Origin of the sequence: Leucobacter sp. G161, from assembly GCF_001482305.1 — a bacterium.
GTDB lineage: Bacteria > Actinomycetota > Actinomycetes > Actinomycetales > Microbacteriaceae > Leucobacter.
On record NZ_LOHP01000074.1, the window covers coordinates 56,529 to 76,675 of the forward strand.

The following is a 20,147-nucleotide window of genomic DNA, read 5'->3' on the forward strand; positions in this document are numbered from 1 at the left end:
CGTGCTAGCTCCGCCGGTCTCGCGTGACGGCGAGCGTGCACACGATGGCGACCGCGATGCACAGGCCGGCGACGCCAACCGGAACCGAAGCCTCGCCCTCGGCGATCATTACGGCGACGAGTTCGATGAGGGATGCGAGGAAGAGGAGCATTGCGATGAACGCGAGCATCGAACGGACCCAGAGCCGTGTTGAGGCGCGTACGGGTGCGTGGCTGGCGGGCGGATCGTGTGGCTGATGGACGATGCCGTCAGTGTTGGCCGGCCGGCCGATACCGGAGTGGGTCAACCAGATTGAGTGGCGCATGTGAGTCTCCGCTGTCTGTCGTGGGCGGGCTGCATGGCAGCGTGCATGGGACGAGGCTCGGGCCTCGGCCACTCATATACTACTTCAATTGCGCAAGTACGCAAGTGTGGCGAGTGTTCGAGGACTCGAGTGCCACAGGCACGCGCCATCGGAGCGCGCCGATTAGCGTGGCGGGTTGCCCGCGTCCGGGTCGAGCAACGCGCTGAGGCCAGTCGCAACCTCGGACAGCATGAGTTCGTCGCTGTCCGCATCAAAGTCGAAGAGTTCTCCGTACCGGCCCCAGTCGATCGCGAGCGTGAGCTGGCGTTCCGCATCCTGTTCGTTGAACCCGCGTCGCAGCAGGTCTCGGAAGAAGTCTGCCCGGAGGGATCCGGTGTCGCTGTGTTCGAGTGCCTTCACGATCGTCCGCACGAGGGGAGCGCGCGCGACCGCCAGCTCGGCGAAGCTGATCTTGCTCTCGTGAATGCCCGCCCAGTGCCAGGCGTAGCCCGCATCGGTGATGAAGCTCTGTGCGCCATCAACGGTGAGGAGTCCGAGCATGCTTGCCGCGTCGACGAGCGGCAGCAGGTCATCGATGTCGAATGACAGTTCATCGGCGAGATCTGGAAGATCGGTTTGGCCGCCGTGCGCGACCACGATCTCGATGAGGCCAGCCAGTCCGCCGCTCGTCGCCTCCGGCAGCGGATGGGTGAGCGGCCCAGGGGGAGCCTCGCTTGCGTGCCCGGCGCCAGGGGTTTTCCCGGTGAGGAGCGCATACAGGTGGTCAACAGCGGATTCGAAGGTCGGGCTGCGCTTGTCGCGGGGACGCGGAATATGGATCGGGATCTCGGCCTGGATCGCCCCGGGTGTGCCGCCAAGCACGAGCACGCGATCGGCGAGCTGCACGGCCTCCTCGATGCTGTGGGTAACGATGCAGATGCTCTGGCCTGACAGCTCGCGGTCGCCCCACACTTTCATCAGCTCACTGCGGAGGTTCTCGCCGGTGAGCACGTCCAGCGCCGAGAACGGCTCGTCCATAAGCAGCAGGTCGGGGCGCTGCACGAAGGCCCGCGCAAACCCAACGCGCTGCGCCATGCCGCCCGACAGCTCTCGCGGGTACGCGGTTTCGAAACCATCGAGCCCGATCGCGTCGATCGCGTCGATCGCGCGCTGGGTGCGTTCGGCCCGCGGTACCCCCGCGGCTCGGAGGCCGAGCTCGACATTTTCGAGCACCGTCAGCCACGGCATCAGCGCGAACGACTGGAACACCATTGCGACGGCCGGGTCAGTCTCGTCCACCGGAACGCCCCGGTAGCGCACCTCCCCGGCTGACGGCGGGATCAGGCCCGCGAGGACTCGGAGTAGCGTCGACTTCCCCGATCCAGACCTGCCGAGCAGCGCCACGATTTCGCCCTCGCGGATCGTGAGATTCACGCCCTCGAGCACGCGCAGGCTGCCGCCGTCCGCCGACGGAAACGACTTCGCGATCGCTTCTGCGCTCACGAGCACGCGGCCTGGAGGCTGAGTGCTGTATACGTTCGTCATAGGGGAGGATCCTTCAGCGTCATCATGTCAGGGAGTACCGGGTTTCGGCTAGCCGGTAGAGTCTTCGCCAGAGCAGCCGGTTCGTCGCGACGACGAGCACGCTCATGACGGCAACCCCGACGAGCACGCGGCCGGTATCACCAGCAGCCGTCGCCTCCGAGATATACGCGCCGAGCCCGGTCGCCGTGAGCGTCGTGTCGCCGTAGCTCACGACCTCCGCAACGATCGAGGCGTTCCATGCTCCGCCAGCCGCCGTCAGCGCACCGGTGACCCAGCTGCCAAAGATCGCAGGGCCGTAGAGCGTGCGCCAGGTGAGCGCGCGCCCAAGGTTCAGGCTCCGCGCGGACTCGCGCAGATCGATCGGGATCGCCGCTGCTCCCGCAATCACGTTGAACAGGATGTACCACTGCGAGCCGAGCGCCATGAGGAGGATGCCTCCCACGTCAAGGCTCACTCCGGTCGCGATGAGCGCGAGCGCGAACAGCGGGAACAGGAAGTTCGCGGGGAAGCTCGCGAGTACCTGCACGATCGGCTGCGCGAAGCGCGTCACGCGAGGACTCAGCCCGATCCACACCCCGATCGGCACCCATACGAGGGTCCCGATCACCAGCACTACGAGGACGCGACCGAGGGTGATGAACCCGAGACCCGCGGTCACCGCGAACTGTTCGAGACCAACATCGTTGGCGACGAAAGCGAGGGCCGCGGCGAGCCCCCAGACCAGCAACGCAGTGCTCGCGACTGCCGCGGCGACCCCTCCCCAGCGTGGCATAGTGCGGAGCGCCCCGCGGGGACGTCTGCCCGTGCGGCCCAGGACACGCATTGCGCGCTCGAGGCCCTCGCGCAGTGGCCGCGTGAGTGCGGCGAGCGCCCCTGGGATCGACGACCGCCGCAGCACGTCGTACACGACGCTCGTCTGCGGGTCTGCGGTGTCCGTGTCACCGAGTCGGAAACGCTCAGCCCATGCAGTGAGCGGGCGCCAGAACACGAAGTTGACGCCTACGACGAGCACGACCATCACTGCGGCTGCGAGCAGAAGTAGGTCGATCCGTGCGTCCTGAGACGCGGCGGCGGCGAACGACCCAATCCCTGGCAGCGCGTAGTCTCGCTGGCCCACAGTGAGCACCTCGGAAGCGATGAGGAAGAACCAGCCGCCGCCGAAACTCATCATTCCGTTCCAGACCAGGGGGAACGCTCCAGAAGGGGCGTCGAGCTTCCAGAACCGCTGCCACCTCGTCAGGCCCATCACGCGGGCTGCTTCGTCGAGCTCTTTCGGTTGGGAGATCAGCGACTGATAGAACGCGAACGTCATGTTCCAGACCTGGCTCGTGAAAATCGCGAAGATCGCCGCGCTCTCGAGCCCGAGTGCAGAGCCGGGGAAGAGGGCGAGCCAGAGTGGCAGCGTGACCGCGAGGAACCCGAGCACCGGCACCGACTGCAGCACGTCAAGGACGGGGATCATGATCCGTTCGGCGTGCCGCACCCGTGCGGCGATGGTTGCGTAGACGAACGAGAACACGACCGAGAACGCGAGCGCAACGAACATGCGCAGCAGTGAGCGGGCCGCGTAGTAGGGCAGGTGTGCTGGGTCGGTGGACACTGCGGCCGGGGCCGACGCCTGGTCGAAAGGCGCTGCGAGATCTGGGGACACCTGCGAGACGGCCCAGAACGCAATGAACAGGCCCGCGAAAACGACGACGTCGGCAAGGCGACTGCGGCTGCCGCGCGGGGGAGCGACGGGCCTGCGTAGCGGCGCTGCAGGGTGCGGTTCGATGTCCAGCTCCTGTCTCTCAGCGTGCGATGGCGCTCTCGGGCGCTCCCAGCCTATGACATGCAATAACTTGCGCAAATTGCAGAATGAGGGATCATTAGTAGATGGACGACCACCACTTATCCGACGCACCCGCCCTGCCAGCCATTACCGACGCGCAATTACAGGCGGCCGCCGCAACGTTTGACATGCTGTCCACGCCGACCAGGCTTCACCTCGTCTGGCTCCTCGCCTCGGGGGAGTACGACGTGTCGACCCTTGCCGAGCTGGCGAATGCCAACGTTCCCGCCATCAGCCAGCACCTTGCAAAGCTGCGGGCGGCAGGCATCGTCGCCGCGCGACGGGACGGTCGGAGGCAGTTGTACCGGGTTGAAGATCCACACATTCTCGCGGTGGTCGCGCAAATGTTCAGCCACATCGCGCCCGATGGCACGCTGGCAGCCGAGTCCGATGAGCGGCGCGCCCCCAGAGCCCCACGCTTCGCGGTCGCCGAGCCCGCACGCTAGGCCGATCCGCCCACTGCGCTCGTAGCGTACGCTCCCAGCCGCCTCGCGCCTCGCGCCTCCGGGCTCTACCCTCTCGGCCGCTACCCTCTCGGCCGCCGGGCTCCGGGCTCCGGGCTCCGGCCGCCGCGCGCTTCGCTCTGGGATCTGCCCCAGTTATGCCCCAGCAACTGAAAATGGGCATATCTTCGGCAGATCACATGTCTTGCGTCGGCGGATGCGCGAGGAGTTCGACCCGCTCAGCAAGATAGGCAGCTAGCGTTTGCGCCCCGTCGAGCGGTGCGCCGGCACGCCAGCGGACCCGGAGTTCCCCGCCAACCACGCCCAGCGGGAGATCCGGGGCGAGACCGGTGAAGGATGGCTCGTCCAGGGGGACAGGCAGCGCGTCAAAGTTCACGGCGGTTCCCTCGGGGTAGCCGCCATGCAGCGAAGCGGCTGCGATATCGCGGCGCTCCTCCCGGGACACGGACTGGTTGCCAGGGTACGGGCGGACAGCCGAGCGTGTTGCGCGGCCGGCCACGAACAGCGCGGGGGCAGAAGGGTCTGTGCCGACGAGGAGCGTTCCCAGCCGCCACACTTCGCCAAGAGGCTGCATGGTGGCCTTACGGCGAATGAGCAGCTTGCGCCGCTCCGGGATGAACAGGGCGAGAGCCTCGGGCGGCACCCCGGCATCACGCAGTTTCACGGCCGCCTCGCGTACGGCCTCCGTCACACCAGTCACAAGCTCACTCACGAAGCTAAGTGTAGGCACCCCTCGGGGTTTAGGCTGGGGAAGATGCAGACTCAGCCCACCAGATCCGCGACGGTTCGCGCCATGTTCCTCGTGCTCGCGGGTTCGATCGGCATGCAGGCAGGGGCCGCCATCTCGATCTCGCTCTTCGCCGACCTGGGCGCGGCGGGAACCAGCGGGCTGCGAATGCTCATTGCGGCAGTCATCATGCTCGTGCTGTTTCGTCCGCGGCTGCGGGGGAGAACCCGCGACGAGTGGCTCGGAATCGTGCTGTACGGCGCGGCAATGGCCGCGATGAATCAGCTGCTCTATCAGGCGATCGACCGGCTGCCGCTCGGCGTCGCAACGACGCTTGATTTCCTGGGGCCGTGCATGGTCGCGTTCTTCGCCTCGCGCAGACTCCGCGAGGGGCTGCTCGCGATCGCCGCGTTCGCTGGCGTAGTACTCATGGCCGGGTTCGGCGGGCCATTCGATCCGATTGGGATCATCTGGGGGCTGCTCGCGGGCGCAAGCTTTGCCGGATACACCGTGCTCGCGCCGCGCATCGGGCACTCAGACGGCGGGCTGCAGAGCGTTGCCCTGTCGCTCGCTGTAGCCGGCGTGCTGACACTCCCGTTCTCGCTGCCGGTCATCACTGTGGCGACGCTGCCGCAGTGGGGGTTGCTCGCGCTGTCTGCACTCATCGGGACGGCGCTCGCGGTATCGGTCGACACGGTCGCAGGCCGGCTCACGTCTGCCCGAATTCTTGGAGTGTTCTTCGCTTTTGATCCGGTGGTCGGTACGATCGTCGGCGTGCTCTTCCTCGACCAGATCCTCACCCCGACCGCACTCGTTGGCATCCTCCTGGTCGTTGTGGCTGGCGCCGCGATCGTCTGGCTTGCCGGGCGCAATCAGGCCGCGGTTGGTCCCGATCGGCCCACTGCAGCGCCCGCGACAGAGTCGCTTGAGGTCGAACGGAAGTACGAGGTTGCGGCGGACAGCGAGATCCCGTCGGCTGCCGCGTTTACCGCTGTCGACCTCGGTGTCGGCGCTCCGGAGACGCACGTGATGCACGCACGCTACTACGACACCCCAGACGGCGCGCTCGCCAGGCAAGCAGTCGCGATGCGCGTTCGCGAGGGCGGCTCAGACGAAGGCTGGCACGTGAAAGCGAAGGGCGCTGGCGGAACGCGCGAACTCCACTGGCCGCTCGCAGACGAGATGCCGCAGGGACTCGTCGATGCGCTCCGCACGTGGATCGGTGACGCTGCCGAGCACGTGCAGCCCATCGCCGAACTCCACACGGAGCGGCGCATTGTGCGTCTGGTTGACCCCGCCGGTATCGAAGTGGTCGAACTCGCCGACGACCGGGTACGCGCGAGCGACCTCCGAGCGGGATCCGGTGCTGGCCGGGTGGACCGGGCATGGCGTGAGTGGGAGGCCGAGCTCATGCCCGGCGCAGACGAGACGTGGTTGGATCGCGTCGGAACCGTCCTCGAACAGGCTGGCGCGTACGCGTCGCCGAGCTCGGCAAAGATTGCGCGGGCCACCGGCACCCTGGTCTCGCTCGCCGCTGCGAAGGGCGCCCCAGCAGAGGTGATCGCACAGCTGCAGGAGATGGACAGGGTTGATCAAGCTGCCGCGCGTAGGCTGAGCACATGAGCAAGTCATCGAAGCCGAAGAAGAACCCGCAGGGCAAGGGCGATGAGCCGACCCCGGAAGCCCGCAGGAAGCAGGTGCTGCTCGGGCTCGCGATGGGCGCGGTCATGGGGCTCGTGCTCTGGTACTTCACCCAGTTCTGGATGTGGTTCCCCGCGGGACTCACCGTTGGCCTCGCGACCGGCGTGATCATGAAGCCACCGGCCAAGTAACTATCGAGTCGCCATACGTGCGCCAGAGCCCGCAGTTCCGGGCGCATGTACACTCAGAAATACCCCCAATGACGAGGACTGAAAGCGATCATGGAACAGACCGTATTTGAAACACACCGGCCCGCGGCACGAATCATTGACGATTCGCTTGCCGGCACGAAGCACGGGGTGTTTTGGCTCGAGGACGTCGCAGACTCAGCGGTAACGTATCCGAAGCTCGACGGGAGCGTGACTGTCGACGATGCCGTGGTCGGCGGCGGCTACGCGGGGCTCTGGACAGCGATCAAGCTGAAGCAGGAGCATCCCGAGCGCCGAGTCATACTGCTCGAAGCGGTCAAAGTCGGGTGGGCGGCGTCTGGGCGCAACGGCGGGTTCTGTGAGGCAAGTATCTCCCACGGCGAGCCAAACGCCGAGGCGCGCTGGCCAGACGAGACGGGCACGCTTCGCCGCATTGGCTACGAAAACCTCGACGCAATGGAACAGTTCATCACCGAGCATGAGCTCGATGTTGATTGGGAGCGCACCGGCCAGTTGTCGGTTGCAAACCACGAATATCAGGTGGACTGGGTCGGTGAGAGCCCCGATCCACACGTGGTGACCCTGTCTGAGACCGAGGTGCGCGCCCGCGTGAACTCCCCGACGTTCCTCGCAGGCGAGTTCTCCCCGCGGGAAAACGCGAACCTGCACCCGGCGAAGCTCGCGGTCGAACTGGCGAAGTTCGCCGCGAAGATCGGCGTGGAGATTCACGAGGGAACCCCGGTCGACCGCCTCGAGGGCCGGGACGATGAGCCGATCCTGCTCGAGACGAAGCAGGGCACCGTCACCGCAGAGCGCGTGGCGCTCTGCACGAATGTTTTCCCCTCGCTGCTGAAGCGCTACCGGTTCCACACCGTTCCGGTCTACGACTACGTTCTCATGACCGAGCCGTTGAGCGATGCGCAGTTGGCATCGATCGGCTGGGACGGACGCGAGGGCCTCGCCGACATGGCGAACCAGTTCCACTACTCTCGGCTGACCGCCGACAACCGGATCCTCTGGGGCGGCTACGATGCCGTTTACCACGTCGGCGGCAGGATCAAGCGTGAGTACGAGGACCGCATGGAGAGCCATCGCAGGCTCGCGAGTCACTTCTTCACGACGTTCCCGCAGCTTGCCGGCTTGAAGTTCACCCACCGCTGGGCTGGCGTGATCGACACCTCGACGCGTTTCTGCGCGTTTTTCGGGCAGGCGCACGGCGGCCGAGTGCAGTATGTTGCCGGGTTTACCGGTCTTGGCGTTGGCGCGACGCACTTTGCCGCCGACGTGATCGTTGACAGGCTCGAAGGCCGCGTGACCGAGCGCACCGAGCTCGAGATGGTGCGGAGCATTCCGCTGCCCTTCCCGCCCGAACCCGCGGCATCGATCGGAATTAACCTCACCCGCTGGTCGCTGGACCGCGCGGATCACAACAGGGGCAAGCGTAACGTCATCTTGAAGACGCTCGACGCGGTCGGTCTGGGGTTTGACTCATGAGTGAGTTGCTCCCCGCGGGAAGGAACGCCGCCGTCTCGGGGCTGACCGCTGCGGTCGAGCTTGCGGCCGTCTCCGAGTCGGAAACGGTGGCCGGTACACCGGTGCAGGGCATCGTTGAGCTTGGAGAGATCGCGGGGGCCGGCGTCGGTATCTGGGAGCTCCGCGCTGGAACTGTCACCGACACGGAGGTCGATGAGTTGTTCGTCGTGCTCTCCGGCGGCGCGACCATCGAGTTCCTCTCCGCATCGGGGGCCGTGGAGCGCACGGTCGAGGTGGCCGCAGGTGACGTGATGCGCTTGACCGCGGGGAGCCGGACGCGGTGGGTCGTTGCCGATCACATCCGCAAGGTCTACATCGCCGAGGCCTAATCGCTGAGACGCGACGCACTGCGCAGGATGGCCGGGGCCGCCCTGGCGATCCTGAGTGTTCGCTGTAAGATGGACGCTTGGTTGCGTGCTTGCAGGGGTGGACGCGCGGCTCGCACTGACCGCCCACCCCGAAGGAGCCCCACATGGCGCTGCCCTGGAAGCTGCACGGTGACGGAAAATCCGTTGCGCAAGACGCGATCGTTCTCCCCGAGGAGCGCCTGAGCTGGGGCCGCACCATCGGATTCGGCGCGCAGCACGTCGTTGCAATGTTTGGTGCGACGTTCCTGGTGCCGCTCATTACCGGCTTCCCGCCAACCGCGACACTCTTCTTCTCGGGCCTCGGCACGCTGCTGTTCCTGCTCATCACGGGCAATCGACTTCCGAGCTACCTCGGCTCGTCGTTCGCGTTCCTCGCGCCGATCGCGGTCGCCACGGCAGGGTTTGACTACGGGGATGTCGCCGGCCTCGCCCGCGCCTCGTTCGCGTTCATCGCGATGGGTGTGTTGGTCGCGCTCGTCGGCATCGCGGTGCAGCGCTTCGGCACTGGCTGGGTGAACGCGCTCATGCCGCCGGTGGTGATGGGCGCCGTTGTCGCACTCATCGGCTTCAACCTCGCCCCGGCGGTGAAGAACAACTGGTTCGGCAACCCCGCCGCCAACCCCGACGTGAACCAGGGGCTGCATTCGACGGCCGCACTCATCACCATCGCGTCGATCCTGCTCATCACGGTGCTCTTCCGCGGCCTCATTGGTCGCCTCTCGATCGTGCTCGGCATGGTTGTCGGGTACACCGCAGCCGCGCTCATGGGCATCGTTGATTTCGACTCAGTGAAGACCGCCGCATGGATCGGCTTCCCCGAATTCCACCTTCCCGCGAACCCGTTTGCTGACCCGTCGCTGTGGGGTCTGCTGCCAGCGTTCCTCCCGGTCGTGCTCGTGCTCATCGCCGAGAATGTCGGCCACGTGAAGAGCGTCGGCCTGATGATTGAGCGCGACCTGGATCCCGTGACCGGCAAAGCACTCCTCGCTGACGGCGTCGCGACCGTGCTCGCCGGCTTCGGCGGCGGCGTTGCGACCACGACCTACGGCGAGAACATCGGCGTCATGGCGGCGACGCGTGTGTACTCGACTGCCGCGTACTGGGTGGCCGGCATCATCGCGATGCTGCTGAGCTTCTCGCCCAAGGTCGGTGCCCTCATCTTCTCGGTCCCGGCCGGCGTGCTCGGCGGGGTGACCGTCGCGCTCTACGGCCTCATTGGCCTCATCGGTGTGAAGATCTGGATCGACAACAAGGTCGATTTCTCGAAGCCGATCAACCAGTTCACGGCGGCAATCGCTCTCATCGTCGGCATCGCAGATTTCAGCCTGCAGCTTGGCAACGTCATGTTCAACGGGATCGCGCTCGGCACGCTTGCCGCGGTTGGCGTGTACCACCTCATGCGCCTGGTCGCGCGTGCGCGGGGGACCGCGACGGATACCGCGATCATCCGCTAACAGCACACGTGCCTGCTGTGACTTCGCTGCCCGGACGCCTGCGCAGCGAAGTCACAGCAACGTCGCGAGAAGAAACACCGCGATAATGCCGCGATTTCCTATACACACGCCTTAGGGTGGCGGTGTGTGGAGTGTGGACCGACGAAGGCGACCCGAACCCAAGGGCAACGCCGCAGAAGCACCGGATGTCACCGAGGTGACGGAGCCGGTGGTTCGTGGCGCGCTCGCAAGCGAAACCGGGGTTGATTATCATCATGAACCAGAACTCGGCGGGCCAGTGGCGGTAGTGAACCCGTTCTCTGACGAGCATGAAGCCTGGCTCCGAGAGCTCGCAGCGATCGGCGGCCGCAACCCGCTGCTGCACTTTGATGACCACCCCGCAAACCGCATTGAGCTCTCCTCGACGCACCCCGGCGGGCTGCCGCAGTTCATCTCCGGCAACAAGATCCTGCTCTCAGCGCTGGTGCGCGATGACCTCGCGCTGCGGCATGCGCGTGCCGCAGCCGCACGCGTGACCGACAAAGCGGTTGAAATGCGCACGATGCGCGGCCTCGAGACAGTGAACCTCGCTGTCGGGCTCGCAAAGTGGACCTTCGAGGGCGACGAGTTTACGGCGCCCGTGCTGCTGCGCCCCCTCGCGATCCGCCGTTATGGCCGAGACTTCGAGCTGAAGCTCAAGAACTTCCCGGTCGTCAACTCCGAACTTATTCGCGCGCTTCGTGACCAGTTCGGCATCACGATCGACGCTCGCTCGCTCATCGAACTCTCACAGTCTGAGGGTGTCTTCAAACCGCAGCCCGTCATTGACAGGCTGCGGCAGATGGTCGCGGGCGTGCCTGAGTTCGTCGTGCAGCCGCGTCTCGTTGTCTCCTCGTTCCACAACATTTCGCAGGGCATGGTCGCTGACGCCGTGCGGTTGGATACTCCCATTCTGCAGGCGATCTGCGGCAGCGAGCCCGCGAAGCGGGCACTCGCCGAGAGCTACCATCCGGTGAACCCGGTCTCCCCGGATGCTGCGGCGCCTGAGACCGACCGCTGCCTCTACGACTCCGACCCCGAGCAGGACGACGTGCTTGCCCAGATCGATGCCGGCCAGTCGATCGTGGTGCATCAGCTTCCCGGCACGGGCGGCACCCAGACTGTCGTGAACGCCATCGGCAACCTCGTGCGCGATGGAAAGCACGTGCTCGTCGTCACCCCCCGCCGATCCACCATCGACGGCATTACTCACCGGCTCACCCGGGCCGGGCTGCCCGGGCTCGCCGTGACGCCGCGCAGGCTCCGTCGCAACCTTGTGGAGTCAATTAGCCGCAACGAGAACGCATCCGCAGAGCAGATGCGAGACGTCGACGAGGCGCTCGTGCGATTGCGCGGTGTGCTGCTCGACTACCGCGACGCACTGTCGAAGCCAGATGAACGGTTCTCCGTGACGCCGCTGCAGGCGCTGCGCAAGCTCAGCAATCTGTCGCTCGGAGAGAACCCGCCAACGACGACGGTTCGACTCGACGACCAGGCCCTCGGCCAGCTCACGATCGACCGCTCCTCACTCGCGGACGACCTCACCGAGGTCGCCCGGCTCGGACAGTTCGAGTACGGGCCCGAGGATTCACCCTGGTACGGGGGCGACTTCTCGACCACCGAGGAAGCCCGCACCGCATACGGCATCGCCGTCGATCTCGCGGAGTCACAGCTGCCGCGCCTGATCTCGATGGCGAATGAGGTAGTCGAGCAGACTTCGATGCGCCCCTTCGAGTCGATGTCTGAGCTCGGGGTCTACCTTCGGCTGCTCATGGGGGTGCGCGACACGCTCGATCGCTTCACGCCCGAGGTCTACGACCGCTCGCTTGCCGAGGTCATCTCGGCGCATGCCCCGCGCGGCAGCGACGACGACATGTCGGCGTCGAACAAGCGTCGCCTGAAGAAGCTCGCCCAGGAGTACGTGCGACCCGGTGTGAGCATCACCGACATGTACTCGAGGCTCATCCAGATTCAGCAGCAGCGCGTGCTCTGGCAGCGGTACACCACCGTGGTCGGCACGCGCCCGGAGGTGCCGCTCGGCATCGCCGACGTGGTCGTTGCTTTCCAGTCCGCCTATCAGGATCTCGACAAGCTCGACGCGGTGCTGGGCACGACGGTTGAGCCCGACCGGTTGAAGAACCTCGAGCTGCACGATCTCGCAGCGCGCGTGTCCGAACTCGCGAAGGAATCCGAGGCACTGAAGAACATTCAGGAGCGCACGACGATCGTCGAGCGTCTCCGCAGCGCGCGCCTTGGGCCACTCCTTGACGACCTCTCCGCCAGGCACGTACCCGCCGAGGAGGTCGCGGCCGAGCTCGAGCTTGCGTGGTGGCAGTCCGCGCTCGAACGCATGCTGCAGACGAACCCCGCGCTGCTGAGCGCGAACACTGGCGTGATCGAGCGGCTCGAAGCGGACTTCCGGCTCGTCGACGATGCGCATGCCGGCGCGAACGGCACCCTGCTCGCCTCGAAGCTCGCAGACACCTGGCGTGTGGCCGTGCTTGACAACAAGCAGGAGGCGCTCGCACTGCGCGGTCTGCTGCGCAGCGGGTACGCCACGATTGCGGCCCTCGCGCAGGACTCGCCCGTGCTGTTTTCGACGCTTGCTCCCGTGCTCGCGATGTCCCCGTACGAGGTGTCGCAGCTTCCTGAGACCGCACGCTTTGACACGGTCCTCCTCGTGGACGCAGGCGCGACGACGCTCGCCGAGAACCTCGGCGCCATCCGCAGGGCCGAGCAGGTGGTGGTGTTCGGCGACGACACCACGCAGATCCCGAGTACCTTCGAGATCGCGGTGCACAGCCCCGAGGCTGACGAGGCAGCCACGCCGGCAGAGACGCGTTCCGCGCTGGCTGAGCTCTCGGAGGTGCTGCCGACGCTCAAGCTCACCCGCAGCTACCGTGCCGGCGGCGAGGATCTCACGAACCTCGTGAACTCCCGGTTCTATGGCGGCGAGATCAAGTCGCTTCCGTGGGCTGGGAGCTTCCTCGGTCATTCGAGCCTCACCTACGATTTTGTTCCTGCAGGCCAGGGGCTTCCCGACCAGCAGACGGGTGCGGTCGAGAGTACCGAGGCCGAAGTCGATCGCGTCGTGCAGATGGTGTTGCAGCACGCCGACGAGCGGCCGAACGAGTCGCTGATGGTGATTACCGCGAGCGAAAAGCACGCGGTGCGGGTGTACCGAGAGGTGCTGCAGGCGTTCTCGAAGTTCCCGCAGTACCGCGACTTTCTCCTCGGAGAGCGCGCTGAACCGTTTGCCGTGCTCACGCTCGAGCAGGCAACCGCGCAGAGCCGCGACCGGGTGATCTTCTCGATCGGGTACGGCCGCACGCCGCACGGCCGCGTGCTGTCGAACTTCGGCGCACTCGGGCGGCCGGGCGGCGAGCACCTGCTGGCTGTAGCGATGACCCGCGCCCGCCGCGCAATGACTATCGTGAGCTGCTTTAAGCCAGAAGACCTCGATTCGTCCCGCCTCAAGCACGGCGTTGTGGAGCTCGCCGAGCTGCTCGCGCTCGAACACCCTGAGCCCGAGCCGCTGTCGCTCCCCTCGGAGACGGACCCGCTGATCGGTGAGTTCGCGGAGCGTCTGCAGGCGTACGGGATCACGGTAGTGCTCGACTACCGCGGCGAGATCCCGATCGCCGCTTCCTACGGCGACAGGGCGATGGCGATCGACATCGACTTGGGGACGGCAAACTCCAGCGAGGGTGCGAGCCTCCGTGAGGCGCTGCGTCTCCGCCCTGCGGTACTTCGGCGTCTCGGCTGGCACTACCACCGTGTGCAGAGCTTCGACCTTTTCGCGGATCCCGAGGGCGCTGCGGCCCGCATTGCTCGCGTGCTCGGCGTCACTGACGGCGCGTCCGACGCTGCCGCACGCTAGCCAGGGAATCGAGCACCGTATGAGCGACGATACGCCAGCGAGGCCGCGTGTTCGCGGCTCCCGCAGAGCGCAGCGGCCGGCGCCCGCGGGGGTCGACCTCACGCCGGCAGCGCATCCGCTCACCACGCGCGCAACCGACGACACGCCCGAGGGGTGGGGTGAGACGCCGCCGCGCAACGCAGGCGGCGCAGGCGAGAACGACGAGCGGCTGCAGAGTGACAAGCCACCGCACTGGGGCTAGCGCGCCGGAGCGTCACAGCACCGGTGCGTGGTGGAGCGTCTTAGGAGTCGCCGCCCGAGCTCGATGACCCCGAAGCGCCGCCGGAGCGCGAATCGGTGCGGTAGAACCCGGAACCGTTGAAGGTCACCTCGAGCGATCCGAAGACCTTACGCAGATCCCCAGCGCACTCAGGGCACTCGGTCAGCGTGGCATCAGAGAAGGTCTGGTAAATGTCAAAGCTGTGCCCACAGTCGGCACAACGGTAAGCATAGGTAGGCACAATCCACGAGCCTACCCGAAGCGATGAATAGTTTCCTCGGTGACGGCGCCGTGCACGGGAACATCGTGATGCTCGGCCGGAAGCCGATCCAGCACTTCGTCCTCCCAAACGACGGCGAACACTGGGGGAGTGAGCGCTCCGGGGCCTGTAGGGAGCAGCGCAAGCTCACGGTCGAAGAAACCACGACCCCAACCCAGTCGGGTGCCGGATCGGTCGACGGCAGCGGCGGGGATCAGGAGGAGATCTGCGCTGCCCGCAGCTCCTCCCGGAGCCGAAGCTCCGGTGGGTTCGGGGATCCCGAAGGCCCCGGGTGCGAACGCGCCCGTCTGGTGCACAGCCCAGTCCAGGGTGCCGTCGGCAAGCGAACGGGGGAGGAGCACCTCGATGCCGTGCTCCACAGCCCATGCGAGATATCCGGTGGTGTCAGGCTCGCCACGCACGCTCACAAAGCAGGCGACACGGCGCGCGTGAAGCTGAGCGGTCAGCGTTGCAAGCTGGGCGGTCACAGCGTTGACGGGAATCTCAGCTGCCGCCACCCGCTCGGCACGGCGAGCCCGAACCGTCTCACGGAGGCGCCGCTTCTCTTCCATGTCCCCACCCTAACGGGCGAAAACGATACTCCGCGCCCCGAAAAGGTGAATCGGGTGCGTGCGTCCAGATAAGCTTGGCCTATGACTGAAACACGACCCAACGTCGTCAAAGCGGTGATCCCGGCAGCCGGCCTCGGTACCCGTTTTCTTCCCGCGACGAAGGCGATGCCGAAGGAAATGCTGCCGATCGTGGACAAGCCCGCGATCCAGTACGTTGTCGAGGAAGCGGCAGACGCCGGTCTGAACGATGTGCTCATCATCACCGGGCGCAACAAAGACAATCTCGTCAACCATTTCGACGGCGTCCCAGAACTCGAATACACGCTGCAGAACAAGGGCGACGACAACAAGCTCGGCAAGGTGCACCAGGCGAGCGAACTCGCTGAGGTGCACTTCCTGCGTCAGGGACAGCCGCTCGGGCTCGGCCACGCGGTCGGCAGAGCACGCATGCACGTCGGCAATGAGTCCTTCGCGGTGCTCCTCGGCGACGACCTTATCGACGCTCGCGACACCCTGCTTGAGCGTATGGTCGAGGTGCACAACTCCCGCGAGGTGACCGTCGTCGCCCTCATGGAGGTTCCGCCGGAGTCGATTCACCTGTACGGTTGCGCCGCGGTTGAGGCAACCGACGAGGAAGACGTCGTCCGGGTGACTGCACTGGTCGAGAAGCCGTCGCGTGAGGAGGCGCCGTCGAACCTGGCGGTGATCGGCCGCTACGTGCTCCGCCCCGAAATCTTCGACATCGTCGACAACCTCGAGCCTGGTCGGGGTAACGAGATCCAGCTCACAGACGCACTCAACCTGCTTGCCGCTGGCGAGGGCGACGCACCCGTCTACGGCGTCGTCTTCAAGGGCCGCCGCTACGACACGGGTGACCGTGCAGACTGGATCAAGGCGAACGTGCTGCTCGGCGTCGATCATGCCGAGGTAGGCGACGAGATCCGCGAGTGGGTCTTGAACTTCGCTGACAAGCTTCGCGGAGAATAGTCACGCGCGGGAGCGGACACACGGATGTTCACTGATGCCGCGGGGGAACTCCCGAGCACGTTGAGCGCGGGGCGGATCGGCATTCGGCTGATCCGCCGCCGCGACGCACGCGTGCTCGAACGGCTGCTTCGCGAGAACCGGGAGTGGCTGAGCCCCTGGGAGGCCACGTATCCCGGGGTGCCTGGCCCGAACCCGGGTGACGTCTCGCTCAAGCCCGCGATCAAGCGGATGCGGCAGCAGCACGCGGAGGGGCGAGGCGTTCCGTTTGTCATCACCTATGACGAAGAGGTCGTCGGCCAGCTCAGCGCCTCGGATCTCTCCCGCGGCGCGCTCTGGTCGGCGAGTATCGGGTACTGGATCGCTGGCGGCCACGCCGGACGAGGGATCACCCCGACCGCGGTGGCGCTCGCCATTGATTATTTGTTCGTAAGCATCGGGCTTCACCGCGTGGAGATCTGCATCCGCCCGGAGAACGCCGCGTCGCTGCGCATCGTTGAAAAGCTCGGCATGCGCTACGAGGGACGCAGGCTGCGCTACATCCACATTGATGGCGCCTGGCGCGATCACGACAGTTTTGCGGTGACGCGCGAAGAGGTACAGGGATCGATGCTCGGTCGGCTGGAGCGGCTCGCAGGCTGAAAACCCCACCATTTGCGGCGCGCCGACGCGCGAGCATAGCGTATCGCTGGCTACAGTTGCCACATGGGTACCGGAGGGCTTGGCGGCGGGGTGATGTTCATCGTCATCGCGCTCCTCTGGGGTGCGGTCCTCGTGCCGGCCTGGTTTCGCCGCCGTGAGTTCAACGCGGCCGAGCGCAACGCCCTTCGCCTGCAGCGCACGCTCCGCGTGCTCGCCGAGACCGCTGAGGTCCCGCAGGAAGTGCGGGTCGGGGCGACCGCGCGCGAGGCGCTCGCACACGAGCGACTGCTCCGCACCGCGCAGAAGCGGCAGGAAGCAGAGCGTGAGGCAGAGCTCGCGAGCGCACGCGCTGAGCAGGTGCGAGCAGAGATCCGCGCACAGCAGATGCAGAGAAAGCAGGTAGCGATGAACCGGGCGGCGAAGCTGCGGAAGCCGATTGTTCGACGGGTGCGCTCGTTTGCCGCGCTGGTCGGGCTCCTGGGGATCGTTGGATCGCTCGTCGGGCTCGGCATGCTCATCGCTGGCATCGGTCCGGCGGTGCTGCTCGGGTCGCTACTCGCATTCACCGTCGGCCTCGGGACGCTCGTGCTGCTTGCGCCCGGGCGCGCGAAGCTCGCTCCCATCCCCGCGGAGCAGGCAATTGTGAACACGGTTTCCGACGCTGAGGCATTCGACCAGGTCGTGGCAACCGGCGAGACCCGCGACTCAGTAGCTGCCCACGCGGCTGCTCAGCAGGCGGCTGCCGAACGCATTGAGCGCGCACGCACGATGGCGCGAGTCCGCGAAGCCCGGGCGTACGCGCCGCGCGAGAACCAGCCCGACTCGATGCTGCTGCGCGAGGTGCGCGAACAGGTCGCACGGGAGCGCAGGAACGCCTCTGCAGAGCGTGGATCCGTCAGTGAGCCCGCAGTCGCGGACACGGCCGCGGAGCGCGCGCAGGCGACCGCTGCGGCAGCTGAGCGTGCTCGCGCGGCCCGACCGGGGTCGCGACTGAGCGAGCTCGGCGTCGTTGGCGACACCAGCGAGGGCATGCCCAACCTGGATCAGGTACTCAGCCGCCGTCGCAACGCGGGCTAAGCCTCAGCGTCCCGACCGTTCTCAGCAGACACGTCCGCATCGGTTGCGCTCTCCGGCGGGGCAGCCGGGAGGTCCACGCGGAACGTCGCTCCGCCACCAGCCGTATCGTGCACGGTGACCTTGCCGTTGTGCGCTTCCACGATTGACTTCACGATCGCCAGGCCGAGGCCCGAGCCACCGGTCTCACGGTTGCGCGAGCTGTCGGCACGCCAGAAGCGACCGAAGATCTTCTCCCGCATCTGCTCGGGGATGCCCTCGCCGTGGTCAACGATCTCGAAGCGTGTCATCGCCTGCGGCACGGTGCGGATCACGCCGGTCTGGCCGGTAGCGGGCCCACTGCCGCCGTTACGCTTGCCCGCGGTGAGCACGGGCTGCGTCGCGGGCGCCGGAAGTTCAGCCGCTGCGGGAGCCGCGAGGCTCGTGACGACAATATCGATCGGACTGCCCTCTGGCGTGTGCTGCTTAGCGTTACCGATGAGGTTCGTGATGAGCTGGCGGATCTTGTTCTCATCGCCCAGGGCGTGCGGGTTCGCCGAATCCTCCACGACGGTGATCTCCCGATCCGGCGCACCGGCGCGAGCATCGAGGGCAGCATCACGCGCAAGCTGGTTCAGCGGGAGCCTGGCAAGCTGCAGCGGGCGACGCTCGTCGAGGCGAGCAAGCGCGAGCAGATCCTCGACGAGTGAGGTCATGCGGATCGCTTCCTTCTCGATGCGCTCCATCGCCTGACCGACCTGCTCCGGGGTTTGGAGCGCGCCCATGCGGTACAGCTCGGCGTAGCCGCGCACGGAAACGAGCGGCGTGCGCAACTCGTGGCTCGCGTCACCGACGAAGCGGCGCATGCGTTCGATGGTGCGCTCGCGGTCCTCGAGCGAGCCGTCGAGGCGGTCGAGCATGACGTTGAGCGAGTCGCCGAGGTGACCGACCTCGGTGTGCGGGCTCGCGACGAGGATGCGCTTGGAGAAATCGCCGCGCGAAATCTCGAGCGCAGTCTGCTCGACCTCGGCGAGTGGGAGCAGAGTCGTCGTGATGAGGATGCGCGTGAGCGCTGCTCCGAGCAGAATCACGGCGATGCCGAAGCCCGTAAACACGATCACGTATTGCGCGACGAGCTGGTTGATGACTGTGGTCGAGTCCGCGATGAACAGCACGCCGCTCATTTGGCCAGTATTCGCGACGCTCAGCGTCGTGACGACATAGCGCCAGTGCGTCCCATCTGGGCTGGCGCTGTCGAGCGGGGGCACGTTGTCGAGGTCGTTCGCGACCACGGTCTTCAGCGTCAAGCCCAGTCGTTCAACCTCGGGAAGCGAGGCTGAACGCCGATCGCGCGAATTATCGACCCGGACGTTCCCGCCGGGGTCGAGGATCGCGACGTAGTAGCGGCCGTCGGCGGCGATCACATCGTCCTCGGTGAGCTGACGGGTGTCAGCCATGGGGGCGAGCACCTCGGTCGGGTCCGCCCGGATCCGCGCGAGATCGGCGCTCTGCTGGTTGATGAGGATGGGGCGGAGCACCGAGAAGGTGCCCACCCCTGCGACGATCAGACCCAGGAAGAGGATGAAGACAGTGACGATCGTGATTTTGGTGCGGAGCGAGACATCCGCCCAGCCCTTCCCGAAGTCGCGAAGCTGCGTCACTAGATGGAGTCTGCCTTCAGCATGTAGCCGAAGCCGCGCTTGGTCTGGATGAGCGACTCATCGGTGAGCGGATCGAGCTTGCGACGGAGGTACGAGATGTACGACTCGACGATGCCGGCATCGCCGTTGAAGTCGTACTCCCACACGTGGTCGAGGATCTGCGCCTTCGACAGCACGCGGTTCGCGTTCTGCATGAGGTAGCGCAGCAGCTTGAATTCGGTCGGCGAGAGCTCGACCGAGGTGCCGGCGACGGTGACCTCGTGCGTGTCCTGATCGAGGCTGATGGGCCCGACCTCGAGCATCGTCTCCTCGTCCTCCTGGATGGTGCGACGGAGCACCGCGTTGATGCGGGCGATGATCTCGTCGAGGCTGAACGGCTTCGTGACGTAGTCGTCGCCGCCGACGTTCAGGCCCTCAACCTTGTCTTCGGTGTCGTCTTTCGCGGTGAGGAAGATGATGGGTGCGGTGTATCCGGCGGAGCGGAGCCGCTTGGTCACGCTGAACCCGTTCATGTCGGGGAGCATGACGTCGAGGATGATGAGGTCTGGCTCTTCCTCGAGTACCGCCGAGATTGTCTGCGCGCCGTTACCGACGGAGCGGACGCCGAAACCGGCAAAGCGCAGGCTCGTGCTCAGCAGCTCGCGAATGTTCGGCTCGTCATCGACGATGAGGATCCTGGGGCCTTTTCGTTCAATGTTCATGTTCTAGTCTCTGATGATTTGCTATGAACTTGCTGGATGGGCGGGTGTCGGAGTGTCGCGGAT

The 20,147-nt window shown here is 66.1% G+C and carries 19 protein-coding genes; 11 read left to right on the forward strand and 8 right to left on the reverse strand.

Features of this window, described 5'->3' with window-relative positions; genetic code table 11:
• Nucleotides 1-4 precede the first annotated feature (4 nt).
• From AUL38_RS12660 to AUL38_RS12670, 3 genes are all read right to left on the reverse strand, one after another.
• On the reverse strand, nucleotides 5-304 hold the full coding sequence (locus AUL38_RS12660) for a hypothetical protein (RefSeq protein ID WP_059062737.1): 300 nt from the start codon (nucleotides 302-304) through the stop codon (nucleotides 5-7).
• A 162-nt stretch (nucleotides 305-466) separates the two neighbouring features.
• The gene (locus AUL38_RS12665) at nucleotides 467-1,828 is read right to left on the reverse strand and encodes a nitrate/sulfonate/bicarbonate ABC transporter ATP-binding protein (RefSeq protein WP_059062738.1); all 1,362 of its coding nucleotides are present in this window, start codon (nucleotides 1,826-1,828) and stop codon (nucleotides 467-469) included.
• Between the two features lie 22 nt (nucleotides 1,829-1,850).
• Nucleotides 1,851-3,665 carry an ABC transporter permease subunit gene (locus AUL38_RS12670; protein ID WP_235590715.1) on the reverse strand — a complete coding sequence of 605 codons (1,815 nt, stop codon included), beginning with the start codon at nucleotides 3,663-3,665 and terminating at the stop codon, nucleotides 1,851-1,853.
• A 38-nt stretch (nucleotides 3,666-3,703) separates the two neighbouring features.
• On the opposite strand from AUL38_RS12670, the gene AUL38_RS12675 reads away from it, so the two are divergent.
• On the forward strand, nucleotides 3,704-4,105 hold the full coding sequence (locus tag AUL38_RS12675; RefSeq protein ID WP_059062739.1) for a helix-turn-helix transcriptional regulator: 402 nt from the start codon (nucleotides 3,704-3,706) through the stop codon (nucleotides 4,103-4,105).
• A gap of 193 nt (nucleotides 4,106-4,298) precedes the next feature.
• Here AUL38_RS12675 and AUL38_RS12680 read toward each other — a convergent pair whose 3' ends face one another.
• Nucleotides 4,299-4,835 (reverse strand): hypothetical protein, encoded by a 537-nt coding sequence (locus tag AUL38_RS12680; RefSeq protein ID WP_059062740.1) that lies wholly within the window; start codon nucleotides 4,833-4,835, stop codon nucleotides 4,299-4,301.
• Between the two features lie 42 nt (nucleotides 4,836-4,877).
• Between AUL38_RS12680 and AUL38_RS17420 the strand changes: the two genes are divergently transcribed.
• From AUL38_RS17420 to AUL38_RS12715, 7 genes are all read left to right on the forward strand, one after another.
• A complete protein-coding gene (locus tag AUL38_RS17420; RefSeq protein WP_161937439.1) occupies nucleotides 4,878-6,473 on the forward strand; it encodes an EamA family transporter in 1,596 nt (531 codons plus the stop codon).
• Nucleotides 6,470-6,682, forward strand: coding sequence for a hypothetical protein (locus tag AUL38_RS12690; RefSeq protein WP_059062741.1), 213 nt, complete (start codon nucleotides 6,470-6,472; stop codon nucleotides 6,680-6,682). Before AUL38_RS17420 ends, AUL38_RS12690 begins: the two co-directional genes overlap by 4 nt.
• A 90-nt stretch (nucleotides 6,683-6,772) precedes the next feature.
• Nucleotides 6,773-8,194, forward strand: coding sequence for an FAD-binding oxidoreductase (locus AUL38_RS12695; protein ID WP_059062742.1), 1,422 nt, complete (start codon nucleotides 6,773-6,775; stop codon nucleotides 8,192-8,194).
• A complete protein-coding gene (locus tag AUL38_RS12700; protein ID WP_059062743.1) occupies nucleotides 8,191-8,562 on the forward strand; it encodes a cupin domain-containing protein in 372 nt (123 codons plus the stop codon). Before AUL38_RS12695 ends, AUL38_RS12700 begins: the two co-directional genes overlap by 4 nt.
• Before the next feature lie 143 nt (nucleotides 8,563-8,705).
• Nucleotides 8,706-10,055 (forward strand): uracil-xanthine permease family protein, encoded by a 1,350-nt coding sequence (locus AUL38_RS12705; RefSeq protein WP_059062744.1) that lies wholly within the window; start codon nucleotides 8,706-8,708, stop codon nucleotides 10,053-10,055.
• Nucleotides 10,056-10,179: 124 nt separating this feature from the next.
• Nucleotides 10,180-13,953 carry an AAA family ATPase gene (locus AUL38_RS12710; protein ID WP_235590716.1) on the forward strand — a complete coding sequence of 1,258 codons (3,774 nt, stop codon included), beginning with the start codon at nucleotides 10,180-10,182 and terminating at the stop codon, nucleotides 13,951-13,953.
• A gap of 19 nt (nucleotides 13,954-13,972) precedes the next feature.
• A complete protein-coding gene (locus tag AUL38_RS12715; protein WP_059062745.1) occupies nucleotides 13,973-14,194 on the forward strand; it encodes a hypothetical protein in 222 nt (73 codons plus the stop codon).
• 40 nt (nucleotides 14,195-14,234) lie between these two features.
• Here the strand turns inward: AUL38_RS12715 and AUL38_RS12720 are convergent, their stop codons facing one another.
• Together AUL38_RS12720 and AUL38_RS12725 are read right to left on the reverse strand one after the other, a co-directional pair.
• Nucleotides 14,235-14,453, reverse strand: a complete 219-nt coding sequence (locus AUL38_RS12720; protein WP_059062746.1) for an FmdB family zinc ribbon protein — start codon at nucleotides 14,451-14,453, stop codon at nucleotides 14,235-14,237.
• Between the two features lie 11 nt (nucleotides 14,454-14,464).
• A complete protein-coding gene (locus AUL38_RS12725) occupies nucleotides 14,465-15,043 on the reverse strand; it encodes a 5-formyltetrahydrofolate cyclo-ligase (RefSeq protein WP_059062747.1) in 579 nt (192 codons plus the stop codon).
• An 81-nt stretch (nucleotides 15,044-15,124) separates the two neighbouring features.
• Here AUL38_RS12725 and galU point away from each other — a divergent pair, with 81 nt between their 5' ends.
• From galU to AUL38_RS12740, 3 genes are all read left to right on the forward strand, one after another.
• A complete protein-coding gene (gene galU, locus AUL38_RS12730) occupies nucleotides 15,125-16,030 on the forward strand; it encodes a UTP--glucose-1-phosphate uridylyltransferase GalU (RefSeq protein ID WP_059062748.1) in 906 nt (301 codons plus the stop codon).
• 24 nt (nucleotides 16,031-16,054) lie between these two features.
• Complete coding sequence (locus tag AUL38_RS12735; protein WP_059062749.1) at nucleotides 16,055-16,669, forward strand: GNAT family N-acetyltransferase; 615 nt, start codon at nucleotides 16,055-16,057, stop codon at nucleotides 16,667-16,669.
• Between the two features lie 63 nt (nucleotides 16,670-16,732).
• Nucleotides 16,733-17,746, forward strand: a complete 1,014-nt coding sequence (locus AUL38_RS12740; protein ID WP_059062750.1) for a hypothetical protein — start codon at nucleotides 16,733-16,735, stop codon at nucleotides 17,744-17,746.
• Here AUL38_RS12740 and AUL38_RS12745 read toward each other — a convergent pair.
• Nucleotides 17,743-19,383, reverse strand: coding sequence for a cell wall metabolism sensor histidine kinase WalK (locus AUL38_RS12745; RefSeq protein WP_059062751.1), 1,641 nt, complete (start codon nucleotides 19,381-19,383; stop codon nucleotides 17,743-17,745). The two genes, AUL38_RS12740 and AUL38_RS12745, sit on opposite strands and share 4 nt — an antisense overlap.
• On the reverse strand, nucleotides 19,383-20,084 hold the full coding sequence (locus tag AUL38_RS12750; protein ID WP_059062752.1) for a response regulator transcription factor: 702 nt from the start codon (nucleotides 20,082-20,084) through the stop codon (nucleotides 19,383-19,385). The genes AUL38_RS12745 and AUL38_RS12750 overlap by 1 nt, the downstream gene beginning before the upstream one ends.
• Nucleotides 20,085-20,147 lie beyond the last annotated feature (63 nt).

What these genes read in the sequence shown, in the direction of transcription:
- AUL38_RS12695 (WP_059062742.1), top strand. Translation starts at nt 6,773, where the DNA reads ATGGAACAGACCGTATTTGAAACACACCGGCCCGCGGCACGAATCATT.
- AUL38_RS12715 (WP_059062745.1), top strand. Translation starts at nt 13,973, where the DNA reads ATGAGCGACGATACGCCAGCGAGGCCGCGTGTTCGCGGCTCCCGCAGA.
- AUL38_RS12665 (WP_059062738.1), bottom strand. Translation starts at nt 1,828, where the DNA reads ATGACGAACGTATACAGCACTCAGCCTCCAGGCCGCGTGCTCGTGAGC.
- AUL38_RS12700 (WP_059062743.1), top strand. Translation starts at nt 8,191, where the DNA reads ATGAGTGAGTTGCTCCCCGCGGGAAGGAACGCCGCCGTCTCGGGGCTG.
- AUL38_RS12725 (WP_059062747.1), bottom strand. Translation starts at nt 15,043, where the DNA reads ATGGAAGAGAAGCGGCGCCTCCGTGAGACGGTTCGGGCTCGCCGTGCC.
- AUL38_RS12690 (WP_059062741.1), top strand. Translation starts at nt 6,470, where the DNA reads ATGAGCAAGTCATCGAAGCCGAAGAAGAACCCGCAGGGCAAGGGCGAT.
- AUL38_RS12735 (WP_059062749.1), top strand. Translation starts at nt 16,055, where the DNA reads ATGTTCACTGATGCCGCGGGGGAACTCCCGAGCACGTTGAGCGCGGGG.
- AUL38_RS12740 (WP_059062750.1), top strand. Translation starts at nt 16,733, where the DNA reads ATGGGTACCGGAGGGCTTGGCGGCGGGGTGATGTTCATCGTCATCGCG.
- AUL38_RS12750 (WP_059062752.1), bottom strand. Translation starts at nt 20,084, where the DNA reads ATGAACATTGAACGAAAAGGCCCCAGGATCCTCATCGTCGATGACGAG.
- galU (WP_059062748.1), top strand. Translation starts at nt 15,125, where the DNA reads ATGACTGAAACACGACCCAACGTCGTCAAAGCGGTGATCCCGGCAGCC.
- AUL38_RS12660 (WP_059062737.1), bottom strand. Translation starts at nt 304, where the DNA reads ATGCGCCACTCAATCTGGTTGACCCACTCCGGTATCGGCCGGCCGGCC.
- AUL38_RS12675 (WP_059062739.1), top strand. Translation starts at nt 3,704, where the DNA reads ATGGACGACCACCACTTATCCGACGCACCCGCCCTGCCAGCCATTACC.
- AUL38_RS17420 (WP_161937439.1), top strand. Translation starts at nt 4,878, where the DNA reads ATGCAGACTCAGCCCACCAGATCCGCGACGGTTCGCGCCATGTTCCTC.
- AUL38_RS12705 (WP_059062744.1), top strand. Translation starts at nt 8,706, where the DNA reads ATGGCGCTGCCCTGGAAGCTGCACGGTGACGGAAAATCCGTTGCGCAA.